The organism is Lysobacter humi (ex Lee et al. 2017) (genome assembly GCF_054781815.1).
In genome coordinates this window covers 229976-249153 of the sequence record NZ_BAAGTR010000005.1, presented here as the reverse complement: position 1 = coordinate 249153, position 19178 = coordinate 229976, and the positions used below count along the sequence as shown (strand labels likewise).

Annotated in this window: 17 protein-coding genes; 10 read left to right on the top strand and 7 right to left on the bottom strand. The window is 71.4% G+C overall.

From position 1 onward, the window contains the following. Nucleotides 1-13: 13 nt before the first annotated feature. On the bottom strand, nt 14-1237 hold the full coding sequence (locus tag ACYVJJ_RS04815; RefSeq protein WP_460831555.1) for a hypothetical protein: 1224 nt from the start codon (nt 1235-1237) through the stop codon (nt 14-16). Between the two features lie 203 nt (nt 1238-1440). Between ACYVJJ_RS04815 and ACYVJJ_RS04810 the strand changes: the two genes are divergently transcribed. Together ACYVJJ_RS04810 and ACYVJJ_RS04805 are read left to right on the top strand one after the other, a co-directional pair. After that, nucleotides 1441-3312, top strand: coding sequence for a DUF885 domain-containing protein (locus tag ACYVJJ_RS04810; protein WP_460831553.1), 1872 nt, complete (start codon nt 1441-1443; stop codon nt 3310-3312). A gap of 92 nt (nt 3313-3404) precedes the next feature. Continuing rightward, nucleotides 3405-3944 carry a DUF2058 domain-containing protein gene (locus ACYVJJ_RS04805; RefSeq protein ID WP_460831551.1) on the top strand — a complete coding sequence of 180 codons (540 nt, stop codon included), beginning with the start codon at nt 3405-3407 and terminating at the stop codon, nt 3942-3944. 21 nt (nt 3945-3965) lie between these two features. Here the strand turns inward: ACYVJJ_RS04805 and ACYVJJ_RS04800 are convergent, their stop codons facing one another. Together ACYVJJ_RS04800 and ACYVJJ_RS04795 are read right to left on the bottom strand one after the other, a co-directional pair. Continuing rightward, complete coding sequence (locus ACYVJJ_RS04800) at nt 3966-4520, bottom strand: hypothetical protein (protein ID WP_460831549.1); 555 nt, start codon at nt 4518-4520, stop codon at nt 3966-3968. Between the two features lie 311 nt (nt 4521-4831). Continuing rightward, nucleotides 4832-6076: a glycoside hydrolase family 1 protein gene (locus tag ACYVJJ_RS04795; protein ID WP_460831547.1), complete on the bottom strand. Its 1245-nt coding sequence runs from the start codon at nt 6074-6076 to the stop codon at nt 4832-4834. Nucleotides 6077-6234: 158 nt separating this feature from the next. On the opposite strand from ACYVJJ_RS04795, the gene ACYVJJ_RS04790 reads away from it, so the two are divergent. The 6 genes from ACYVJJ_RS04790 to ACYVJJ_RS04765 all read left to right on the top strand — a co-directional run bounded on the left by ACYVJJ_RS04790 (nt 6235) and on the right by ACYVJJ_RS04765 (nt 12854). Then, nucleotides 6235-7437 (top strand): sensor domain-containing phosphodiesterase, encoded by a 1203-nt coding sequence (locus ACYVJJ_RS04790; protein ID WP_460831545.1) that lies wholly within the window; start codon nt 6235-6237, stop codon nt 7435-7437. A 132-nt stretch (nt 7438-7569) separates the two neighbouring features. Continuing rightward, complete coding sequence (locus ACYVJJ_RS04785; RefSeq protein WP_460831543.1) at nt 7570-8181, top strand: TetR/AcrR family transcriptional regulator; 612 nt, start codon at nt 7570-7572, stop codon at nt 8179-8181. Nucleotides 8182-8245: 64 nt separating this feature from the next. Next, nucleotides 8246-9118, top strand: coding sequence for an alpha/beta hydrolase (locus ACYVJJ_RS04780; RefSeq protein WP_460831541.1), 873 nt, complete (start codon nt 8246-8248; stop codon nt 9116-9118). 306 nt (nt 9119-9424) lie between these two features. Then, the gene (katG, locus tag ACYVJJ_RS04775) at nt 9425-11608 is read left to right on the top strand and encodes a catalase/peroxidase HPI (protein WP_460831540.1); all 2184 of its coding nucleotides are present in this window, start codon (nt 9425-9427) and stop codon (nt 11606-11608) included. Nucleotides 11609-11737: 129 nt separating this feature from the next. Further along, nucleotides 11738-12172 (top strand): DUF488 domain-containing protein, encoded by a 435-nt coding sequence (locus ACYVJJ_RS04770; RefSeq protein WP_460831538.1) that lies wholly within the window; start codon nt 11738-11740, stop codon nt 12170-12172. A 130-nt stretch (nt 12173-12302) separates the two neighbouring features. Beyond that, nucleotides 12303-12854 carry a YaeQ family protein gene (locus ACYVJJ_RS04765; RefSeq protein ID WP_460831537.1) on the top strand — a complete coding sequence of 184 codons (552 nt, stop codon included), beginning with the start codon at nt 12303-12305 and terminating at the stop codon, nt 12852-12854. A 91-nt stretch (nt 12855-12945) separates the two neighbouring features. Here ACYVJJ_RS04765 and ACYVJJ_RS04760 read toward each other — a convergent pair whose 3' ends face one another. The 4 genes from ACYVJJ_RS04760 to ACYVJJ_RS04745 form a co-directional block, all read right to left on the bottom strand. After that, nucleotides 12946-13476 (bottom strand): fasciclin domain-containing protein, encoded by a 531-nt coding sequence (locus ACYVJJ_RS04760; protein ID WP_460831783.1) that lies wholly within the window; start codon nt 13474-13476, stop codon nt 12946-12948. A 212-nt stretch (nt 13477-13688) separates the two neighbouring features. Continuing rightward, nucleotides 13689-14072 (bottom strand): hypothetical protein, encoded by a 384-nt coding sequence (locus ACYVJJ_RS04755; protein WP_460831536.1) that lies wholly within the window; start codon nt 14070-14072, stop codon nt 13689-13691. Between the two features lie 58 nt (nt 14073-14130). Continuing rightward, nucleotides 14131-14745 (bottom strand): acyl carrier protein phosphodiesterase, encoded by a 615-nt coding sequence (locus tag ACYVJJ_RS04750; RefSeq protein WP_460831534.1) that lies wholly within the window; start codon nt 14743-14745, stop codon nt 14131-14133. Between the two features lie 66 nt (nt 14746-14811). Continuing rightward, the gene (locus ACYVJJ_RS04745; RefSeq protein ID WP_460831533.1) at nt 14812-17709 is read right to left on the bottom strand and encodes a sensor domain-containing protein; all 2898 of its coding nucleotides are present in this window, start codon (nt 17707-17709) and stop codon (nt 14812-14814) included. A gap of 370 nt (nt 17710-18079) precedes the next feature. On the opposite strand from ACYVJJ_RS04745, the gene ACYVJJ_RS04740 reads away from it, so the two are divergent. Further along, on the top strand, nt 18080-18394 hold the full coding sequence (locus tag ACYVJJ_RS04740; protein ID WP_460831531.1) for a hypothetical protein: 315 nt from the start codon (nt 18080-18082) through the stop codon (nt 18392-18394). Between the two features lie 12 nt (nt 18395-18406). After that, a complete protein-coding gene (locus tag ACYVJJ_RS04735) occupies nt 18407-19141 on the top strand; it encodes a hypothetical protein (protein ID WP_460831530.1) in 735 nt (244 codons plus the stop codon). Nucleotides 19142-19178 lie beyond the last annotated feature (37 nt).

The window sequence follows — 19178 nt, the reverse complement described above, 5'->3', positions numbered from 1 at the left end:
GCCGTCGGATCGCTCAGCTTCCGCAGCGCCCCGAAAGCTCGTCGGCGGCTGGCGTATCGGCGAGCAGCGCGTCGAGGATCTTCGGCCAGTCCTCGCGCAGTACATAGGCGGTCATCGCATGGTCCTCGCGAAACCCGAGCTTCGGGCTGGAGGTCCCGTTCGCGGAGCGCGACATGTCGAAGCCGAGCACCTGCATGCCGGGCGACAGCCGACGCAGGTGCCTGCGCGTCGAGCAGAACGCGTCGAGCTGGACAGCCAGGCAGGTGTCACCGCCTTTCGCGCAACCGAGCCCGGCCTTGGTCACCGCGTAGTCGCGCTCGTTCTGTCCGATGATGAGCCGCTGCGGCAGCGTCGAGACGCCGGCCGAGAAACGCGAGAACGTATTCGGCGCACCTGCCGGCACGATCATCGCGATTCGCAGGTCGCGTCGCTGGCCCGGCGCGTACGGTCCGGTGCGTGCGCCCGCGCGCTCGAAATAGCGTTCGTGGCGCTCGGCGTCCGCGTCCTGTCCTGCGAGGAATGGGGCGGACGCATCGCCGAGCGCATTGGCGACCGCCGGGCCGCCGGAGCTGTGCGAGATGATGCGTAGCGGCGTTTCGGGTGCGATGTCGCGGATGATGCGTCGAAGCGAAAGGCCCGCGAAGCGGAAGTTGTTCTGCCCGACCCACCACACGGGCGCCGCGAAGGGATGGGTGCCGCCGTCCCACAGCACCTCGATGATCACGGCATCGGGCTGGCGCGCGAGCACGTCGCGGCGCACGCGGCGATACCAGTCGTGCGCTTCGAGGAACGTGTTGTTGAAGCCCTGGACGAGCAGGAAGACGGGGCGCCGCGCGGGACCGCTCAGCGCATCGATGCGCCCCACGGCCCGCGCACGCAGGCGATCCTGGACATGCGTCCAGGTCGTATCGAAGCCCCCTGGCGCCTCGGCGACGCCGACGCTCGCCAGCAGCGCGCGCCACGTCGCACGCCCGGCCGCGGCCTCGCGCCGGTAGTAACCCTTGAGGCTCAGCGTCTCGTACGGGTTTTCGGCCTCGACCTGCAGGTCTTCGACGGGGATCTCGACGTCCGCGTCGGGATACAGGTCGCCATTTCGATCGAGGAATACGGCACCCGGCGGGGCGAGGTCACGCTCCGTCGTGCTGTAGAGGACGTTGTCCGCCCGGCAGGGCAGCGGCGCGAGGGCGAGTGAGAGCGCAACGGCTGCGCAGCGCGCGACGAAGGACGACATAGGCATGCGGTGGAAATCCCTTCCCCGCCGACAGGCTCGGCGCATCGATTCAAGTCGATGCCGGGGATGGACGCAACGACCGCTCGTCGCGTCGCCGGTGGGCCGGCCGGCGCGATCGGCGCGCGCCGTCCCCGGCACGGCCCTGCCGCGCAACATCCTTGTTGCGTCATGATCGGCCCTTCCGCGAAAGCCCTCGTGTCGGAGTCCCCATGGTCCGCCTGCTCGCCCTTTCCACCCTCACGCTCGCGCTGTGCAGCGCGTGCGCGCATGTCGCCCCGAGCGACACCGCGTCCAACCCGCCGGCGGTATCTCGGAGCGCGACGCCGCCGCTCGCCAGCGAGGACGTGCGCCTCAACGCTTGGTTCGAGCGCAAGTACGAGGAGCAACTGCAGCTCAGCCCGATGGCGATGACCATGCAGGGGCGCAAGGACCGCTACGGCGAGCTCGACGACATGTCGCGCGAGGCGGCGCAGAAGCAGCTCGCCTGGCAGCAGGCCGCGCTCGCGGAGATGAAGGCCTCGTTCGCCTACGACCGCCTAGGCCCGGAAACGAAACTTTCGTGGGACATCTTCGAATACCAGGTCGGCAACGCCCAGCGCGCCGACCGCTTCCGCGACCACGGCTATCCGTTCGAGCAAATGGGCGGCGTGCAGTCGTTCCTGCCGACGTTCCTCATCAACTTCCACAAGGTCGAGACCGAGGCCGACTACGTGGCCTACGTCGGCCGCCTGCGCGAGGTGCGCCGCGCGTTCGACCAGCTGATGGTGCAGGTGCGGCGCTCGGCGGCCGCGGGCATCCGGCCGCCGCGCTTCACGCACGACGGCGTGATCGAGCAGGCCGGCAACGTGATCACCGGCGCGCCGTTCACCACGGGCAAGGACAGCGCGCTGTGGGCCGACGCGCAGGCCAAGGCCGACGCGCTCGTCAAGGCGGGCACGATCGATGCCGCGCGCGCCACGCAACTCAAGGCCGAGGCGCGCGCCGCGCTGCTCGAATCGGTGAAGCCGGCATTCGCAGGCGTGGTCGACTGGTTCCGCGCGGACCGTGCGAAGGCGGCGGTGAATCCGTCGGGCGTCGGCACGCGCCATCCCGACGGAGCCGCGTACTACGCCGATCGCCTGCGCGCCTCGACGACCACCGACCTCACGCCCGAGCAGGTGCACCGCATCGGCCTCGACGAGGTCGCGCGCATCCGCGGCGAGATGGAGGCACTCAAGGACAAGGTCGGCTTCAAGGGTGACCTGAAGGCGTTCTTCAGGTTCGTCGACACGGACAAGCGCTTCAAGTTCCCGAACACCGATGCGGGCCGGCAGGCCTATCTCGACGCCTCGACGAAGGCCATCGCGACGATCAAGGCGCAGCTGCCCAACTATTTCGGCCTGCTGCCGAAGGCGGACCTGGTGGTCAAGCGCGTCGAGCCTTTCCGCGAGGTCGCCGGCGCCGCGCAGCACTACTACCCGAGCACGCCGGACGGCTCGCGCCCGGGCGTCTACTACGCGCACCTGTCCGACATGGGCGCGATGCCGATTCCGCAGCTCGAGGCGATCGCCTACCACGAGGCGCTGCCCGGGCATCACATGCAGATCGCGATCGCGCAGGAGCTGCAGGGCGTGCCCGAGTTCCGCAAGCAGGCCGACTTCAATGCCTATGCCGAGGGCTGGGGCCTGTACGCGGAGTGGCTCGCGCGCGAGATGCCGGGCACGTACACCGATCCCTACTCCGAGTACGGCCGGCTCACGTCGGAAATGTGGCGCGCGATCCGCCTCGTCGTCGATACGGGCCTGCATGCCAAGGGCTGGACGCAGAAGCAGGCGGTCGACTACATGGCGGCGAACAGCTCGATCCCGCTGCCGGCGATCGAGGCCGAAGTGCGCCGTTACATCGTCTGGCCGGGCCAGGCGACCGGCTACAAGATCGGCATGCTCAAGATCCAGGAGCTGCGCCGGAAGGCCGAGGCCGAGCTGGGCCCGCGCTTCGACATCCGCGGCTTCCACGATGCCGTGCTCGGCGGCGGCGCGATGCCGCTCACGCTGCTCGAGCGTCGCGTGCAGACGTGGATCGACGCGCGCAAGCGCGGCTGAGCGGCGCGACGCCGGCCGGGGGCTTGCATCGCTCCGGCCGGTGCGCCGCGCGGATTCAGGGCGGGTCGGCGCCGGTCCACTAGACTGGCGCGATGAAGAATCTCTTGCAGGACCAGCTGCTCAAGGCGGGGCTGGTCAAGAAGTCGCAGGTCGCGCAGGCCGCGCGCGAGCAGGCCAAGCAGCGCCAGGGCAAGGCGCCGCCTGCACCGTCCGAGCAGCAGATCGAGGCCGAGCGCGCGCGGGCCGAGCGCGTGGAGCGCGACCGGGCGCTCGCCGCCGAGCGCAATGCGCAGGCCCAGGCGCGCGAGCAGCGCGCGCAGGCCCGTCAGATCATCGACACGCAGCAGGTGCGCGGCGCGGGCGAGATCGAGTATCGCTTCGTCGACGGCCCGGCGATCCGTTGCGTGCTGGTCGACGCCGCGCAGCGCACGCAGCTCGCCAGCGGCGCGCTGGTGGTCGCGCGTCTCGACGACCGCCACGTCCTGCTGCCGCGTGCGGCCGCCGAGAAGGTGCGCACACGCGATGCGGGCCTGATCGTGGTCGACCACGCCGCCGATCCTGCGCCGGCCCCGTCCAGCGAGGACGATGCCTACTACGCGAAATTCGAAGTGCCGGACGACCTGATCTGGTGAGTCCAGCGATGCGGTGCGCCGTCAGCGTCGCAGCATCCGCCACACGCGCGTGAGCCCCGGCCGCAGCACGAACGCCGAGGCGGCTGACACGAGCGCGAGGATGCTGCCGATGAGCACCGGCAGGATGCCGCCGAACGTGTAGGTCATGCCGAGCGCGAAGCCGAGCAGGTACTCGACGCGGTAGGCGCGCACGACCAGTGCGGCGATGGCGGTGGCGACGAGCACACCGCCGGCGAGGTCCTCGCGACCCGCGAGGAATGCAGCCGATAGCGCCAGCCCCGCGAGCGCAGCACCGAGCAGCCCGGCTGCGACGCGTCCGTCCGGCCCGCGACGACCGTTCGGGCCGAACAGCCGGCGCGAGGCCATCCACGCCAGGGCCGGCAGCAGCACCAGGCCCCAGCCGTTCCAGATCGCCGGGAGCGTCGGATCGTTGAGCAGGTGGTGGCTCACGATTCCGCCGTGAGTGTGTTCCCACCCCAGGTGCACGGCTTCGAGCGCCGCGACGAGCAGCGTGAAGCCCGCACGGCGCGGCGTGGCCGGGGTGCGCGTCGGAAGTTCGTGCGCGACGGAATGCATGCGGACCTCGGAGGGCGGCGCGACCGGCCGCGCTGGAATCTCCGTTGTACGCACGCCGCGAGGGCGGGGCGCATGCCATTCGTCGCGGTGCCGGTCGACCTGCAGGCATTGTCTGCGGCCTGTGCTCGATCAGAGGCAGTGCATGCCCGGAACCCCGTCGGTCGAGCGGACGCCGCGGCCGCGAGGCCATGGGACGCGCGGCGCATCAGCGAGGCGTGTCGCCCCGACGTCGCCCCGCGTGTCTCGTCGACTGCTTCTCACCCGCTGCCCGCCACAGCGCTGCAACGCGTAACGACGGTCGGGCATCGGGCTCAGTGCCAGTCCCGATCGGCCTGCACGTTCAGGCGCCTTGCAGCATCGATGACGTCCTGCAACTCCACCGGATCGCTGAAGGGATCCTCGTCGAGCTCGGTCACGCGATTGAGCAGCCTCTGCCACCGGCGCAGCTCGTCGACATACGGCGCGAACGGCATGCGCCGCAGGCGCCCGTCGACATCCTCGAGGTCGCAGATACCGTTATGCAGCCATTCGCCGGTGTGCCAGTCGGGCATGTCGACGGCGGGAAACAGGCAGATGCCGTGCAGGGTGATGCCGCGGTTCACCGCAGCCATCGATTCCTCCATCACGTCCTTGAGCCAGGCCGGGCGGCCCTCGCGCAGGCCGCTGGTCTCCGACACCAGCATCGGCCGCCGGTAGCGCGTCCAGACGCGCTCGAGCAGGTCGCACAACGGCCGGATGCGCTCGTCCTGCGGCTCCAGGGCCATGTGCGGGCCCTGCTCGCGATACTCCATCTGGCCGAACGAATAGGCATTGGCACCGATGATGTCGAGCACCTCCGGTGCGCCGCCGAGCTCGGGATGCTTCGCGCCGAACAACACGTCCCACGCGAAGCAGGCATCGGCAATCATCTCGTGCTCGGCCTCGTCGGCGAGGTCCGGGCGATCCTTCGGCGGCACGACCTGGATGAGGGGCTCCACGTGCACCATGCGCGCGTCCGGGGCGACCTCGCGGATGGCATGCACGCCGGCGACGGCGGCCTCGCAGAGGATCTTCCGGAAGCGCAGGCGCGTCGCGCGGTCCTGGCCGAACGGCGCCGCCCAGCCCCACTCGCCACCGCAGAAGCCCCAGAAGGTGATCTCGTTGATCGGCGTGAAGAAGTGCGGCCCGCGCACGCGCGGCGTCACGTAGCCCGCCGCGGCGCGGCAGTAGCGCGCGAACCGCTCGACGAAGTCGCCATGGAACGGGTCGGCGTCGTCGGGGTAGCCGTAGTGGCACAGGTCCCAGATCGGCAGCACCTGCGATGCGTTCATCGCGTCGATGAAGGGATCGATGCAGGAGAAGTCGTAGACGCCGCCGCGATCGGCCTTCGGCCAGGGAATGCCTTCGCGCGCGACGGCGATGCCCAGGCGTCGCAGCAGGGCATAGTCCTCGTGCGCATGCTCGCGGTGCTGGGTCTCGTCGACGAGGTCGCGGCGCCCGCGCCCCTTCCACTCGAAGGTCGAGCATTCGAAGCCCGAGAGGAAAAACGTGGGGAACAGGCCGGGACGGCGCGTCATCGTCGGATCTCGTCGGGTCGCCTGCCCGTTCTAGGCGCCAGGCCGTCATGGCGAGGCCAATGCGCAGGCCGCCGGGCAGGGCGCCCCGTGCGGAAAAACGCGGCACAGGGCCTTCTCCCCGCCGTGCGCGGGTCGGGCTATGGTGGGCGCGAGTCCCGGTGAACCCGAGGATCGCGATGGATCCGCAACCGACCGTCACGCAGTTCGACGCCGAGTCCCATGCCTTCATCCGCCGCGTGCTCGCGACGGCGCGTGGCTATCTCGGCGGCAGCCTGAGCTTCATGGCCGAGATCGTCGGCGCGGAGAAGGTGGTCCGCGACGTCGACGCCGCCTCGCCGGATGCACCGCTGCGGCCGGGCATGCGCTTCCCGCGCGAGGACTCCTACTGCCACCACCTGCTGTGCGGGCAGATCCCCGAGGCGGTCTACGACGCGCGCCATGATCCGCGCACCCGTGCCCTTGCGCTCACCGCCTCGCTCGACATCGACGCCTACATGGGCGTGCCGGTGCGGCTGCCCGGTGGCCGCGCGCTCGGCACGCTGTGCTGCATCAACTTCGCGCCGCAGCCGGAGCATCGCGAACGCGATGTCGCGTTCCTGCGCTTCCTCGCCGAGCTCATCGGCGAGCAGCTGCAGACCAGCACCCGCGCGAACGAGGACCACCGCGCGCGCATCGGCGCGATGCGCGCGCTGATCGACCGCGGCGAGCCGCGCATCGTCTACCAGCGGATCGTCGCGCTCGACGGCGCCGGCATGACCGGTGTCGAGGCGCTCGCCCGCTTTCCCACCGCGGAAGGTTCGCCCGAGCCATGGTTCCGCGAGGCCTGGTCGCTCGGGCTTGGGGTCGAAGTCGAGCTCGCGGCGATCCGCAGCGCGCTCGCGGGGCTCGCGCAGCTGCCGGCCGGCGCTTACCTGTCGGTGAACGCGTCGCCCGCAACGGTGGCGGCCGGCGGCTTCGGCGCCCTGTTCGATGGCCTGCCGCTCGAACGCATCGTGGTGGAGATCACCGAGCACGACGCGGTCGACGACTACGCGCGCCTGCTCGAGGCGACGCAGGCGCTGCGTGCGCAGGGGCTGCGCATCGCGATCGACGACGTCGGTGCGGGTTATGCGAGCCTGCGGCACGTGCTGCTCACCGATCCGCACATCGTCAAGCTCGACATGTCGCTCACGCGCGGGATCGATGCCGACATCGCCAAGCAGGCCCTCGTGCGCGGGATGGTCGCCTTCGCCGCGCATACGGGCATCACGCTGGTGGCCGAGGGCGTGGAGACCGTCGCCGAAGCGGAGGCGATGCGCGCGATCGGCGTCACGCATGCGCAGGGCTACCTGTTCCACCGCCCCGGCGCGATCGCCGACTGACGCGACGAACGCCCGGCGCCACTGGCCGATCCCGGTGACGGCCCCGCCTGCCGCTCCTCGTCCTGCCGGGGCCATGCACGCCGTCCGTCCGAAGGCGGTCGAAAAATAGAACGGTCGTGCTATGTTCGGCCGATGAGCAGCAGCCGCACCGTCACCAAGGGCGCCGCGACCCGGGAACTGATCCTGGATCGCGCCTACGGGCTCGCGTGCCGGGCGGGGCTCGAGGGCATCTCCATCGGCGGCCTCGCGGGCGAGGTGGGCATGTCCAAGAGCGGGGTGTTCGCGCACTTCGGCTCGCGCGAGGACCTGCAGCTCGCCGTGCTCGACGACGCCGGCCGGCGCTTCGTGGAGCACGTGCTGGCGCCTGCGCTGCGGGCGCCGCGCGGCGTGGCCCGGCTGCGCGCGATCATGGACCGCTGGTTCGACTGGGCGCAGCACAAGGACGACGGCGGCTGTATCTTCCTCGGCGCGACCGCCGAGTACGACGACCGCCCCGGGCCGCTGCGCGATCGCGTCATCGCGCAGGTGGCGCGCTGGCGCGTGGAGCTCGCGCGCGCGGCGCGGCTGGCGGTGGACACCGGCGAGCTCGCGTCGGGCACTGACGTCGACCAGCTCGCCTTCGAGCTCTACGCGCTCGCACTGGTCGTTCACCACGACGCCGGCCTGCACGGCTATGCACCCGCCTATCACCGCGGCATGACGGCCTTCGACCGGCTCGTCCGCGCCAACGCCCCGACCCCCTGACCGCCGAGGACCCGCCATGGCCGTGCGCTCGCCCCGAATTAGCACGATCGTTCGAAACAGGATGATGCTCGCCTCGGTGCGCCTCTACTTCGCGGCGGTGCGACGCCTCTCGCCGCGTCGCGCCGTGCGGCGCGCGGCCGCGATGTTCTGCACGCCGCATCCGCACGGCCGCGACCGGCGCGTCCCGGCCGAGGGTGCGCATCGGGTGCAGATCCACGCCTGCGGCCACCGGCTGGCGGGCTATGTCTGGGGCGATCCCGCAGCGCAGCCCTATGTGCTGTTCGCGCATGGCTGGGCGAGCAGCGGCGCGCGCATCGCCGCCTGGGTGCCGGCCCTGCGCGAGTCCGGCTTCGCGGTCGTCGCCTTCGACCAGATCGCGCACGGCGCGAGCCCCGGCGATCGCACCACGCTGCCCGAGTTCACCGACGTGCTGGTGAGCGTCGGCGCGCAGTTCGGCCCCGCACACGCCGTCATCGGGCATTCGCTGGGCGGTGCGGCCGCGATGCTCGCGCTCGTGCGTGGCCTGAGTGCCGAGCGCGCGGTGCTCGTCGCGCCGGCGGCGGATCCGGTCGCGGCGGCGCATCGGTTCGCGCGCACCGTCGGGCTGGGGCGCGCCTTGTGCGAGCGGATGATGGCCGGCTTCCAGTCGCGGCTCGGCATCGCCTTCGACGAGCAGCAGGCGCAGCGGGTGGTCCCGGCGATCGCGCGGCCCGCGCTGATCGTGCACGACGTCGCCGATCCGGTGGTGCCGTGGGAAGAGGGCGAACGCTATGCGCGGCACTGGCCGCAGGCGCGCCTGCTCAGCACGCAGGGCCTCGGGCACAGCCGCGTGCTCAGCGAGCCGGCGGTGATCGAGGCGGCGCTGCGCTTCCTGCGTGGCGAAGCCGTGGGCGAGCGGGTGGTGTCGTCGCCAAACCTGCCGCTGGGCGTGGCCTGAGTCGGTCGCGCGTCGGCGGGCGTTGAACGACGCCTCGTCGCCGGCCATCTACCGCCGGTGCTGGATGACCCCAGTGCGGAGCCGACAGGCCGCGTGCCAAAGGTCCGTGCGCCGTGCCTTGGGCACTGTTGGTCGATAGGCATCGCCTATTCCGATGATCCAAACGTTCGATTTTCAAGATCGGCCGCGGGCGCCTACGGTAGCCGTGACCGGTCGTCGACCGCCTGCCCGTGATCCTCGCGCAGCAGCCCGATGCCCGCCCCGCAGCCGCGCCGTCTCGATCGGCGTCCACAGGAGATCGACCGCATGAACGCCGAATCCAAGTGCCCCGTCGCGCACGGCGCGAAGCCGAAGCAGACGCGCACCAATGCCCATTGGTGGCCGGACCAGCTCAACCTCGGGATGCTCCACCAGCACTCGGGCCTCGGCGATCCGATGCTCGAGGACTTCGACTACCGCGCTGAATTCCGCACGCTCGATCTCGATGCGGTGCAGCGCGACCTGCACGCGCTGATGACGGATTCGCAGGACTGGTGGCCGGCCGACTACGGCCACTACGGCCCGTTCTTCATCCGCATGGCCTGGCATGCCGCCGGCACCTACCGCATCTTCGACGGCCGCGGTGGCGCGCGCTCGGGCGAACAGCGCTTCGCCCCGCTCAATTCCTGGCCCGACAACGGCAACCTCGACAAGGCGCGCCGCCTGCTGTGGCCGATCAAGCAGAAGTACGGCAGGAAGCTGTCGTGGGCCGACCTGATGATCCTCGCCGGCAACGTCGCCATCGAATCGATGGGGCTCAAGCCCTTCGGTTTCGGCGGCGGCCGCGAGGATGTCTGGGAGCCGCAGCCGATCGACTGGGGCCCGGAGTCCACATGGCTCGGCGACGAGCGCTACAGCGGCGAGCGCGAACTCTCGCGCCCGCTCGCGGCGGTGCAGATGGGCCTGATCTACGTGAACCCCGAAGGCCCGAACGGCGTGCCCGATCCCGTCGCCTCCGCGCGCGACATCCGCGATACGTTCGGCCGGATGGCGATGGACGATGCCGAGACCGTCGCGCTGATCGCCGGCGGCCACACGTTCGGCAAGTGCCACGGCGCGGGCCCCGCGCACCACGTTGGCAGCGAGCCGGAAGGCTCGAACATCGAGGAGCTCGGCTTCGGCTGGAAGAGCGCCTATGAGAGCGGCATCGGCGAGCACACCATCACCAGCGGGCTGGAAGGCGCGTGGACGCCCACGCCCACGAAGTGGGACATGACGTACCTGGAGACGCTGTTCGGCTTCGACTGGGAGCTCACCACCAGCCCGGCCGGCGCGCACCAGTGGAAGCCGGTCGGCGACGCGGGCCGCAACGTGCCCGACGCGCACGTGCCCGGCCGGTTCCACCAGCCGATGATGACCACCGCCGACCTCGCGCTGCGCTTCGACCCGGTCTACGAGCAGATTTCGCGCGACTACCTCGCGAATCCCGACAAGTTCGCCGACGCCTTCGCGCGCGCCTGGTTCAAGCTCACGCATCGCGACATGGGCCCGAAGTCGCGCTACATCGGCCCGCTGGTGCCGGCCGAGGACCTGATCTGGCAGGACCCGGTGCCGCCGGTCGACCACGCACTGGTCGATGCGCAGGACGTCGAGGCACTGAAGGCGCGCATCCTCGGCGCCGGGCTCTCGATCCCGCAGCTGGTGAAGGCCGCGTGGGCCTCGGCGTCGACGTTCCGCGGGAGCGACCTGCGCGGCGGCGCCAACGGCGCGCGCATCCGCCTGGAGCCGCAGAAGGACTGGGAAGCGAACGATCCGGCCGAGCTCGCGCAGGTGCTCGTCGCACTCGAGCGCATCCAGCAGGACTTCAACGGCGCGCAGGCCGGCGGCAAGCGCGTCTCGCTCGCCGACCTGATCGTGCTCGGCGGTGGCGCCGCGATCGAAGCGGCGGCGCGCGCGGCAGGCCATGACATCGTCGTGCCGTTCACCCCGGGCCGCACCGATGCGACGGCCGAGCAGACCGATGCCGAGTCGTTCATGGTGCTCGAGCCGGTCGCCGACGGCTTCCGCAACTACGTGCGCCGTGGCGCGGAAGGGCATGTCGCCACGGCCCTGATCGACCGCGCGAGCCTGCTCACGCTCACCGCGCCGGAGATGACCGCGCTCATCGGCGGGTTGCGCAGCCTTGCGGCGAACGCCGGCAACACGGCGCACGGCGTGTTCACCGATCGTCCCGGCACGCTGAGCCCGGACTTCTTCCGCAACCTGCTCGACATGCGCACGGCGTGGCAGAAGTCGGAATCGGCGGAGGGTGTCTTCGAGGGTCGCGACCGCGCGAGCGGCGAGGTGCGCTGGACGGCCACCATCGCCGACCTGATCTTCGGCTCCAATGCGCAGCTGCGCGCACTCTCGGAGGTCTATGCCGCCAACGATGGCGAGGCCCACTTCGTGAGTGACTTCGTCGCCGCCTGGACGAAGGTGATGGAGCTCGACCGCTTCGATCTGCGCAGCTGACCCGCCGGCGGGCGTGTCCGTCGCCCGCCGCGACCTTTCCCGTGGGTGGAACGCCCGGCTCCGGCCGGGCTTTTTTTGTGCGACACCCCGTCGACGCCGGCGCCGCTACGGTCGACCCACGGAGGCGTTATGCAACTGGCCACGATCGGTTTCACCCGCAGCAGCGCCGCGCACTTCTTCGGTCGCCTGCGCGAGGCCGGCGTGCAGCGGGTCGTCGACGTGCGCCTGCACAAGAGCTCGCAGCTCGCCGGCTTCGCCAAGCAGCCGGATCTCGCGTATTTCCTCGACGCGCTCGGCGGGATCGGCTACGTCGACATGCCGGACCTCGCGCCGACGCCGGAGCTGCTCGCGCGCTACCGCCAGCGTGCCATCGATTGGGACACGTACGCGGCGGCCTATCTCGACCTGATCGACACCCGCCGCGTGCACGCGCACCTCGATCCGCACCTGTTCGACGGCGGCTGCCTGCTCTGCAGCGAGCACGTGGCGGACCGCTGCCATCGGCGGCTGGCGGCGGACTACCTCGCCGAACGCTGGGGCGGGATGCGGATCGCGCACCTGTGAGCGGCGGAGCGGGGAGGTCGCCGTCGCCGTTCATCCGTCGGGCGCCGGCCACGGCGCCACGGGATCCGGCGGCGCAGCGCGGCACGGCGCGTCGCCTAGAATGCGCGTCCTCCCATCCGCCGGCGCCACGATGTCCCCGAAATCCACCGTGGTGAAGATCGAGCTGCAGGTCAGCGACATGGACCGGCACTACTACGCGCTGCATCCGCTCACGCTCGCTCAGCATCCGTCGGAGACCGACCTGCGCCTGCTTGTGCGCCTGATCGCGTTCGCGCTGCATGCCGACGAGCGCCTGGAGTTCGGCCGCGGGCTCGGCGACGAGGACGAGCCCGCGCTCTGGCGTCGGGATTACACCGGCGCGATCGAGCAGTGGATCGAGCTCGGGCAACCCGACGAGACGCGCCTTCGGCGTGCCGCCGGGCGCGCGGCGGAGATCGTGGTGATCGCCTACGGCGGGCAGGCCACGGGCACGTGGTGGAACAAGAATGCGGCGGCGCTCTCGCGCCTCAACGCATTGACCGTGATCGAGCTGGACCCTGCCCAGCTCGAAGCGGCGCAGCCGCTGCTCGGGCGCGGCGCGCGCCTGACCGCGATGATCCAGGATGGCGAACTGCAGCTCATGGACGCCGAGCGCAGCGTTGCGCTGCGGCCGGTGGTGCTGAAGGCCGCAGGCTCGCGCTAGGCGAGGTGGGGCGGAGGACCGTCCTCCGCCCCGCGGGCCGGCGACCGACGAAGAAATCGCCGGCCCGTAACGCGAACGGCCTCGTGCCGGCTTACGGCATGAGCACGCGGTCGACGACGTGGATCACGCCGTTCTTCTGCATCACGTCGGCGGTGCTCACGCGCGCTTGGCCGCCCTTCGCATCGACGACCACCAGGCCACCGGCGCCGTCGTCCTTCGCGGTGAGCGTGGCGCCTTGAACCGTCTTGAGCGTGGCGCTGCCGCCGCCCGCGGTGACCTGCTCGCGCAGCGCCGCACTGTCGAGCTTGCCGGCGACGACGTGGTAGGTGAGCACCGAAGTCAGGTCGGCCTTTTTCTCGGGCTTGAGCAGGCCCTCGACCGCGCCGGCGGGGAGCTGCTCGAACGCCGCATTGGTCGGTGCGAAGACGGTGAACGGGCCCGGGCCCTTGAGCGTCTCGACCAGGCCCGCGGCCTTCACGGCGGCGACGAGCGTGGTGTGGTCCTTCGAATTGACGGCGTTGTCGACGATGTCCTTGTCGGCATACATCGGCGCGCCGCCGACCATCGGGTTCGTGCCCGGCGCAGCGGCGTCGGCGGCCGGGGCCATGGCCGGGTCGGGCATCGGCTCGGCGGCGGGTGCCGCGGCATCGGCCGGGGCTGCGGTGTCGGCGGTGGCGGCCTCGTCGGCCGGGCGGCTGCAGGCGGCCAGGCCGAGGGTGGACAGCAGGGCGATCGAGAGCAGTGCGTGCTTCATGCGAGTCTCCGCGAGTGGGGTGCGGAGGGTTCTACGGCGCATCCGAGGCGCCGGATGCACCCGGGATGCGCCGTGCCGCGTCAGTCCGCCGAGCCGATGAACAGCTCGCCGTCGCGCTCGTGGAAGTCGTAGGTGGCACCTTCGCCCTCGCAGTCCTCGGTGTCGGCCGCATAGACCGACAGGTCGGTCACCACGCGATGCACGTCGTCGCCGAGGTCGTCGTCGTAGCGTACCTGCGGTGTCGGTGCACGGGTGTCCTCGTCGGTGTAGGGCCACGTCGCCAGCTTCCAGCCGCCGGGCGCGACGCTCGTCGCCTCCCAGTCGCCGCCTTCCCAGCGGAAGTCGAAATTCACCGGGTAATCGGTGACGGTGCCGATGCAGACCAGCGCGAAGCGCGGCTCGTCGGCCTGCGCGGGCAGGACGGTCGCGAGCAGGGCGGCGAGGAGGATCGATCGTGTACGCATGCGGGTTCCCGGGTTCTCGTCTGCCGACGGCATCGGCCGCACCGCCGCTTCCTTGAGCTCAGGCCCCGGCCGCGGAGCGCAGGCGCGCCACGTGCCCGATCAGTGCAGGGAAGAAGCGCTCGAAGGCGGCTTCGGCGTCCGGTTCGATGCCGCGCAGGTCGTCCAGGCAGGCCACCAGGGCATCGCCATTGCGCGACAGGCGGGTGGCGATGCGCGTCACCGCACGGTCGACGTTCGCGCGGTGCCGGTAGCCGCCGAGCCAGTCGTTCGCGGCCATGGCAGGCGCGATCGCCTGCAGCCGCGGCGGCAGTTCGTCGATGCGGCGCTGCAGCAGTGCGTAGGCGCGCGCGGTGAATGCGTCGAGCGACACCGCGCCCCTGCCGTCGGCGGCTGTCCAGCGCGTCCAGTCGCGCGCGAGCAGGTGGTCGAAGTAGACGTCGAGCGCGATGCCCGCGTAGCGCCGGCGACCGTCGGCGAACCGTGCGCGCAGCGCCGTCACCTCGGCATGCGTGTCGGTGAAGCGGTCGATGCGACGGTGCAGCACGATCTCGTCGTGCTCGGTCGCGCCGAAGCGATCGAGGCCCGTGCGGCCGAAGGCGAAGTCGCCGAGCAGCGCGCCGAGCATCGCCGCGTCGTCGTGGCGGGCGAGGTAGAGGTGCGCGAGCCAGTTCATGCCGCAGGCAGTGTAGGCGCGAACGGTATGCAGCCCCAGGCGCGCAGGCGCATGCCGTCGGCGGGCCTAGTCGCGCACCGGGCCGCGGGGCGCGTCCTGCGCCGCGACCAGCGCAGGCAGCAGCGCCTCGAACTGCTGCGGGCGACCGAGCAGGTAGCCCTGCAGCTCGCCGCAGCCGTGCTCGCGCAGCCAGCGCGCCTGGCAGCGCGTCTCCACGCCTTCGGCGACCGCCGCGATGCCGAGCGAACGCGCGAGGTCGATGATCGTGCGGCAGATCGCCGCGTCCTGCGTATCGCCCTCGAGGTCCTGCACGAACGAGCGATCGATCTTCAGGCGGTCGATCGGAAAGCGCTTGAGGTAGGCGAGGCTTGAGTAGCCGGTGCCGAAGTCGTCGATCGAGAAGCGCACGCCGAGCCCGGCGAGCCGGTGCATCAGTGCGATCGCGCGCTCGGGGCAGTCCATCAGCACGCTCTCGGTGAGCTCGAGCTCGAGCGCGCCCGGCGGCAGTTCGAGCTCGCGCACGAGGCGCTCGACGTCGTGGTAGAGGTCGTCGTTGAACTGCGCCGCCGAGACGTTCACCGCGATGCGCAGGCCGGGCAGCCCGGCGTCGACCAGTTGGCGGTGGTGGCGCGCGGCCTCGCCTAGCACGCGGCGGCCGAGCTCGACGATCAGGCCACTGTCCTCGCAGGCGCCGATGAATTCCGCCGGCGGCAGCATGCCGCGGACGGGGTGCCGCCAGCGGACCAGCGCCTCGACGGCGAGCGGGCGTCCGTCGGCCGCGTACTGGGGCTGGAAGACGACCACGAACTCGCCCTTCTCCAGCGCCTCGCGCAGGTGGCTCACCAGCAGCAGGCGCTGCGAGGCCTGCGTGTCGAACTCGTTGCGGTACGCGACCGCCCGGTTCCGGCCGCTGACCTTCGCCTGGTACATCGCGAGGTCCGCATGGCGCAGCAGTGTCTGCACGTCGGTGCCGTCGGCCGGATGGCAGCAGTAGCCCACGCTCGCGGTGACCATGTGCTGCACGTCGCCGAGGTCCACCGGGCGCGCGAGCGCGTCCATGATGCGGTCGATGATCTCGGTCGGCCGGTCGCCGGGCTGCGGCGAGCTGAGGACGGCGACGAACTCGTCGCCGCCGAAGCGGCTCACCGTGTCCGTCTCGCGCACCACGTCCAGCAGTCGCTGCGCGACTTCCTTGAGCAACCGGTCACCGGCGTCGTGGCCGAGCGAGTCGTTGACGATCTTGAAGTCGTCGAGGTCGATGAAGACCACCGCGGTGCCGGTGCCGTAGCGGTCGGCCGTGTGCAGGGCCTGCTGCAGGCGGTCCTCCAGCAGGACGCGGTTGGGCAGGCCGGTGAGCTCGTCGTGCGTGGCGCGGTGCGCGAGCTGCTCCTCGTAGCGATGGCGCTCGCTGACGTCGTGGAGGATGCCCACGAAATGCGTGAGCAGCCCCTGCTCGTCGCGCACCGGCGCGATGAAGATCTCGTTCCAGAAAGCGCTGCCGTCCTTGCGGTAGTTGCGAAGCAGCGTGCGCACGTCGCGCGCCTCGCGCAGCGCATGGCGGATCGCATCGATACCCGGCTGGTCGCGGTCGCCCCGCTGCAGCACGCGGCAGTTGCGCCCGAGGATCTCGCCCTGCGCGTAGCCGGTGATGCGCTCGAAGGCGGGATTCGCGTAGACCACGGGCAGGTCGGGCTGCCGTGCGTCGGCGATCAGCACGCCGTTGTCGGTCGACTCGACCGCGCGCCGCAGCAGCCGCAGGTCCGCTTCCTGGCGGCGCCGTTCGGTCTCGTCGACCAGCCCGCCCACCATCCGCATCGCGCGCCCGCGCGGTCCGCGCGCGATCAGGCCGCGCTCGCTGACCTGCGCATAGCGGCCGTCGCTCCGGCGCAGCCGATAGGTCTCGCGCCATTCCTGTGCGCCCGAGGCGAGCGCGTCCTCCATGCTCGCGGTGACGCGCTCGAGGTCCTCGGGATGGACCAGCAGGCTCCAGCCGGCGTGCGTGAGGTCGACGCTGCCGCGTGCATGCCCGAACAGCGTGTAGAACGAATCGCTCCACCACATCACGCCGGTGTCGAGGTCGAAGTCGTAGACGGCGTCGCTCGTGGCGCGCGCGATCATCGAGAAGCGTGCCTCCACGCGCTCCCGCTCCGTCACGTCCTGGGCGACGACGAGCCGCGCCTCGCGGCCGTCGAAGCCGATGTCGTGCATCGACAGCGCGAGCCGCAGCAGGCTCCCGTCGCGGCGCCCGCAGGTGGACACGGCACCGGGATCGCGCGATCCGCCCCAATCGACCGGTGGCGCGACCGCAGCGTCGCGGCAGTCGAGCGCACCGACCGCCGTCCCGCGCATCGTTCCCGCGCGGAAGCCGAACAGCTGCTCGGCCGCCGCGTTGGCCGCGAGCACGACGTGCAGCTCACGGTCGAAGATCCACATCGGCACCGGCGCGTCGTCGAACAGCGTGCGGTACTGCGCTTCGGCCTCGCGCAGGCGGTGACGCACGGCCTCCAGCTCGGAGACGTCCTTCATGAAGCCGAGCACGCGGCGCTCGCCGCGCTCGACCGATAGCTCGCCGGTGGTGACGATGCGGCGGATGCCGCCGTCGGGGCGGACGATGCGGATCGACATCTCCGGTCGGTGCTCGCCGGCGAGCACCGCGGCGGTGGCGGCGAGCGCATCGCGGCGATCCTCGGGATGCACCGCGCCGACTACGCGGTCGAGGTCGATCCCGCGGCCCGGGTCGAGCCCGAAGATCCGGTAGCAGCACGGCGACCACCACAGCGCGCCCGTATCGGCATTCCAGACGTACTCGCCGACCCCGGCGATCCGCTCGATCTTCTGCAGCCGCTTGACGCGCGCACGCAGGCCCGAAAGGCGCCGCAGCAGCACGCGCACGCGCCGCACGCGATCGCCCCGGCCGGACGCAAGGGCCCCTAGGGCGGCCATCCCGGCGGAGGCCACGGCCATCAGAGCTGCACCCGACAGTGCGGGCCCGGTCATTGGTCCACCGCTGGAGACGACCGCCGATCAATACCGGTGCGAATGTCACGTCCGTGTCATGCCGGTCGCGCCGTACTCGCGGGCGAGGCGATCCGAAGGTCGCCCTGCGGACGCCTGCGACCGAGCATGGCCGTCCGGAGTCCTATCTTCCGGCAGACTCGGCGGTAGCGTCTGGGTGGCTGTGCGCGCGCGGGGCGCAGCACGGACACGCTCGTCGCCGCGCCGCGCCGCGCCGCGCCGCGCCGCGCGACGCGCCGGCGACGCCGCGTCGCAGGTGCCTTCGTCCGTCGCTCACGCGGCAGGCGCCACGATCGGGCACCCCCGGACGGAGTGGACCGTGAGCCCACGCGCGAGCAAACGATCGAGCGACGACCGCGGCCGCCACGGCGGGCGCCGCCTGCATGGCGTGACCGTCGACCACTACGGCCTCGCCGTGCGGGACGCCGCAGGCGAGTTCGTCGGCGACCGCGCCAGCGAGACGGGCTTCTTCCGCATCCTCGACCGCATCCGCACCCGCGAGCGCACCGGCCCGGATCCGTTCGGCCCCGCGCGCGGGCCCAAGACGAACAAGGACGCGCTCGACCGCGTGCTGCGCGGCGGCGATCCAGATGCCGCGCACCTCGTGCACTTGGCGATCGAGGCCTATGCATAGGGGTTCGCGGACGTGATCGGCTTCCTGCTCGCGCAGCCCGAATGGGAGGGCGTGGAGCGGATCGTGATCGGCGGCGGCTTTCCCGACAAGGACGTGGGCGCGTTCGCGATCCGTCGCACCGAGCGTCTGTTGAAGTTGCGCCGCATCTCCGTCGCCCTGCAGGTGCTCGACCAGGATGCCGACGAAGGCGCGCTGGTCGGCTGGGTGCACGCGATGCCGCCGACGGTGCTTCGCGGCTCGGACGCGTTCCTCGCGGTCGACATCGGCGGCACGCACGTGCGCTGCGGCATCGTCGAGCACCGCATGCGGCGCGCGGCGGACGGCTCGCGCGCCTGCGTGACCGATCGCATGCAATGGCGCCACGGCGACGACGAGCCGGATCGCGAGACGCTCGTCACGCGCATCGCCGCGATGCTCAACGGCCTCGCCGCCGAGGCGCGCACGCTCGGGCTCCGGCTGGCGCCGGTGGTGGGGATCGCCTGCCCCGGCGAGGTCACCGACGACGGGGGACTCGCCGCCGGCACGCAGAACCTGCCCGGCGACTGGTCGCCGCCGTTCCACCTGCCACGCGCGATCGAATCGATGCTCGACGCGATCGGCGGACGCCGGCCGCAGCTGCTGCTGCACAACGACGCGGTCCTGCAGGGCCTCGGTGATGCGCACCTCGTGCGCGATACACGCCGTTGGGGCGTGCTCACGATCGGCACGGGGCTCGGCAACGCGAGTTACACCAACCGGACGCGGTGAGCCCTGGGCGCGTCCCGACACCCCGAAGGACGACGAA

Excerpts from the sequence above, each read along its gene's own strand:
- ACYVJJ_RS04815 (WP_460831555.1), bottom strand. The coding sequence starts at position 1,237 with ATGCCTATGTCGTCCTTCGTCGCGCGCTGCGCAGCCGTTGCGCTCTCA.
- ACYVJJ_RS04810 (WP_460831553.1), top strand. The coding sequence starts at position 1,441 with ATGGTCCGCCTGCTCGCCCTTTCCACCCTCACGCTCGCGCTGTGCAGC.
- ACYVJJ_RS04805 (WP_460831551.1), top strand. The coding sequence starts at position 3,405 with ATGAAGAATCTCTTGCAGGACCAGCTGCTCAAGGCGGGGCTGGTCAAG.
- ACYVJJ_RS04800 (WP_460831549.1), bottom strand. The coding sequence starts at position 4,520 with ATGCATTCCGTCGCGCACGAACTTCCGACGCGCACCCCGGCCACGCCG.
- ACYVJJ_RS04795 (WP_460831547.1), bottom strand. The coding sequence starts at position 6,076 with ATGACGCGCCGTCCCGGCCTGTTCCCCACGTTTTTCCTCTCGGGCTTC.
- ACYVJJ_RS04785 (WP_460831543.1), top strand. The coding sequence starts at position 7,570 with ATGAGCAGCAGCCGCACCGTCACCAAGGGCGCCGCGACCCGGGAACTG.
- ACYVJJ_RS04780 (WP_460831541.1), top strand. The coding sequence starts at position 8,246 with ATGCTCGCCTCGGTGCGCCTCTACTTCGCGGCGGTGCGACGCCTCTCG.
- katG (WP_460831540.1), top strand. The coding sequence starts at position 9,425 with ATGAACGCCGAATCCAAGTGCCCCGTCGCGCACGGCGCGAAGCCGAAG.
- ACYVJJ_RS04770 (WP_460831538.1), top strand. The coding sequence starts at position 11,738 with ATGCAACTGGCCACGATCGGTTTCACCCGCAGCAGCGCCGCGCACTTC.
- ACYVJJ_RS04765 (WP_460831537.1), top strand. The coding sequence starts at position 12,303 with ATGTCCCCGAAATCCACCGTGGTGAAGATCGAGCTGCAGGTCAGCGAC.
- ACYVJJ_RS04760 (WP_460831783.1), bottom strand. The coding sequence starts at position 13,476 with ATGCCCGACCCGGCCATGGCCCCGGCCGCCGACGCCGCTGCGCCGGGC.
- ACYVJJ_RS04755 (WP_460831536.1), bottom strand. The coding sequence starts at position 14,072 with ATGCGTACACGATCGATCCTCCTCGCCGCCCTGCTCGCGACCGTCCTG.
- ACYVJJ_RS04750 (WP_460831534.1), bottom strand. The coding sequence starts at position 14,745 with ATGAACTGGCTCGCGCACCTCTACCTCGCCCGCCACGACGACGCGGCG.
- ACYVJJ_RS04745 (WP_460831533.1), bottom strand. The coding sequence starts at position 17,709 with ATGGCCGTGGCCTCCGCCGGGATGGCCGCCCTAGGGGCCCTTGCGTCC.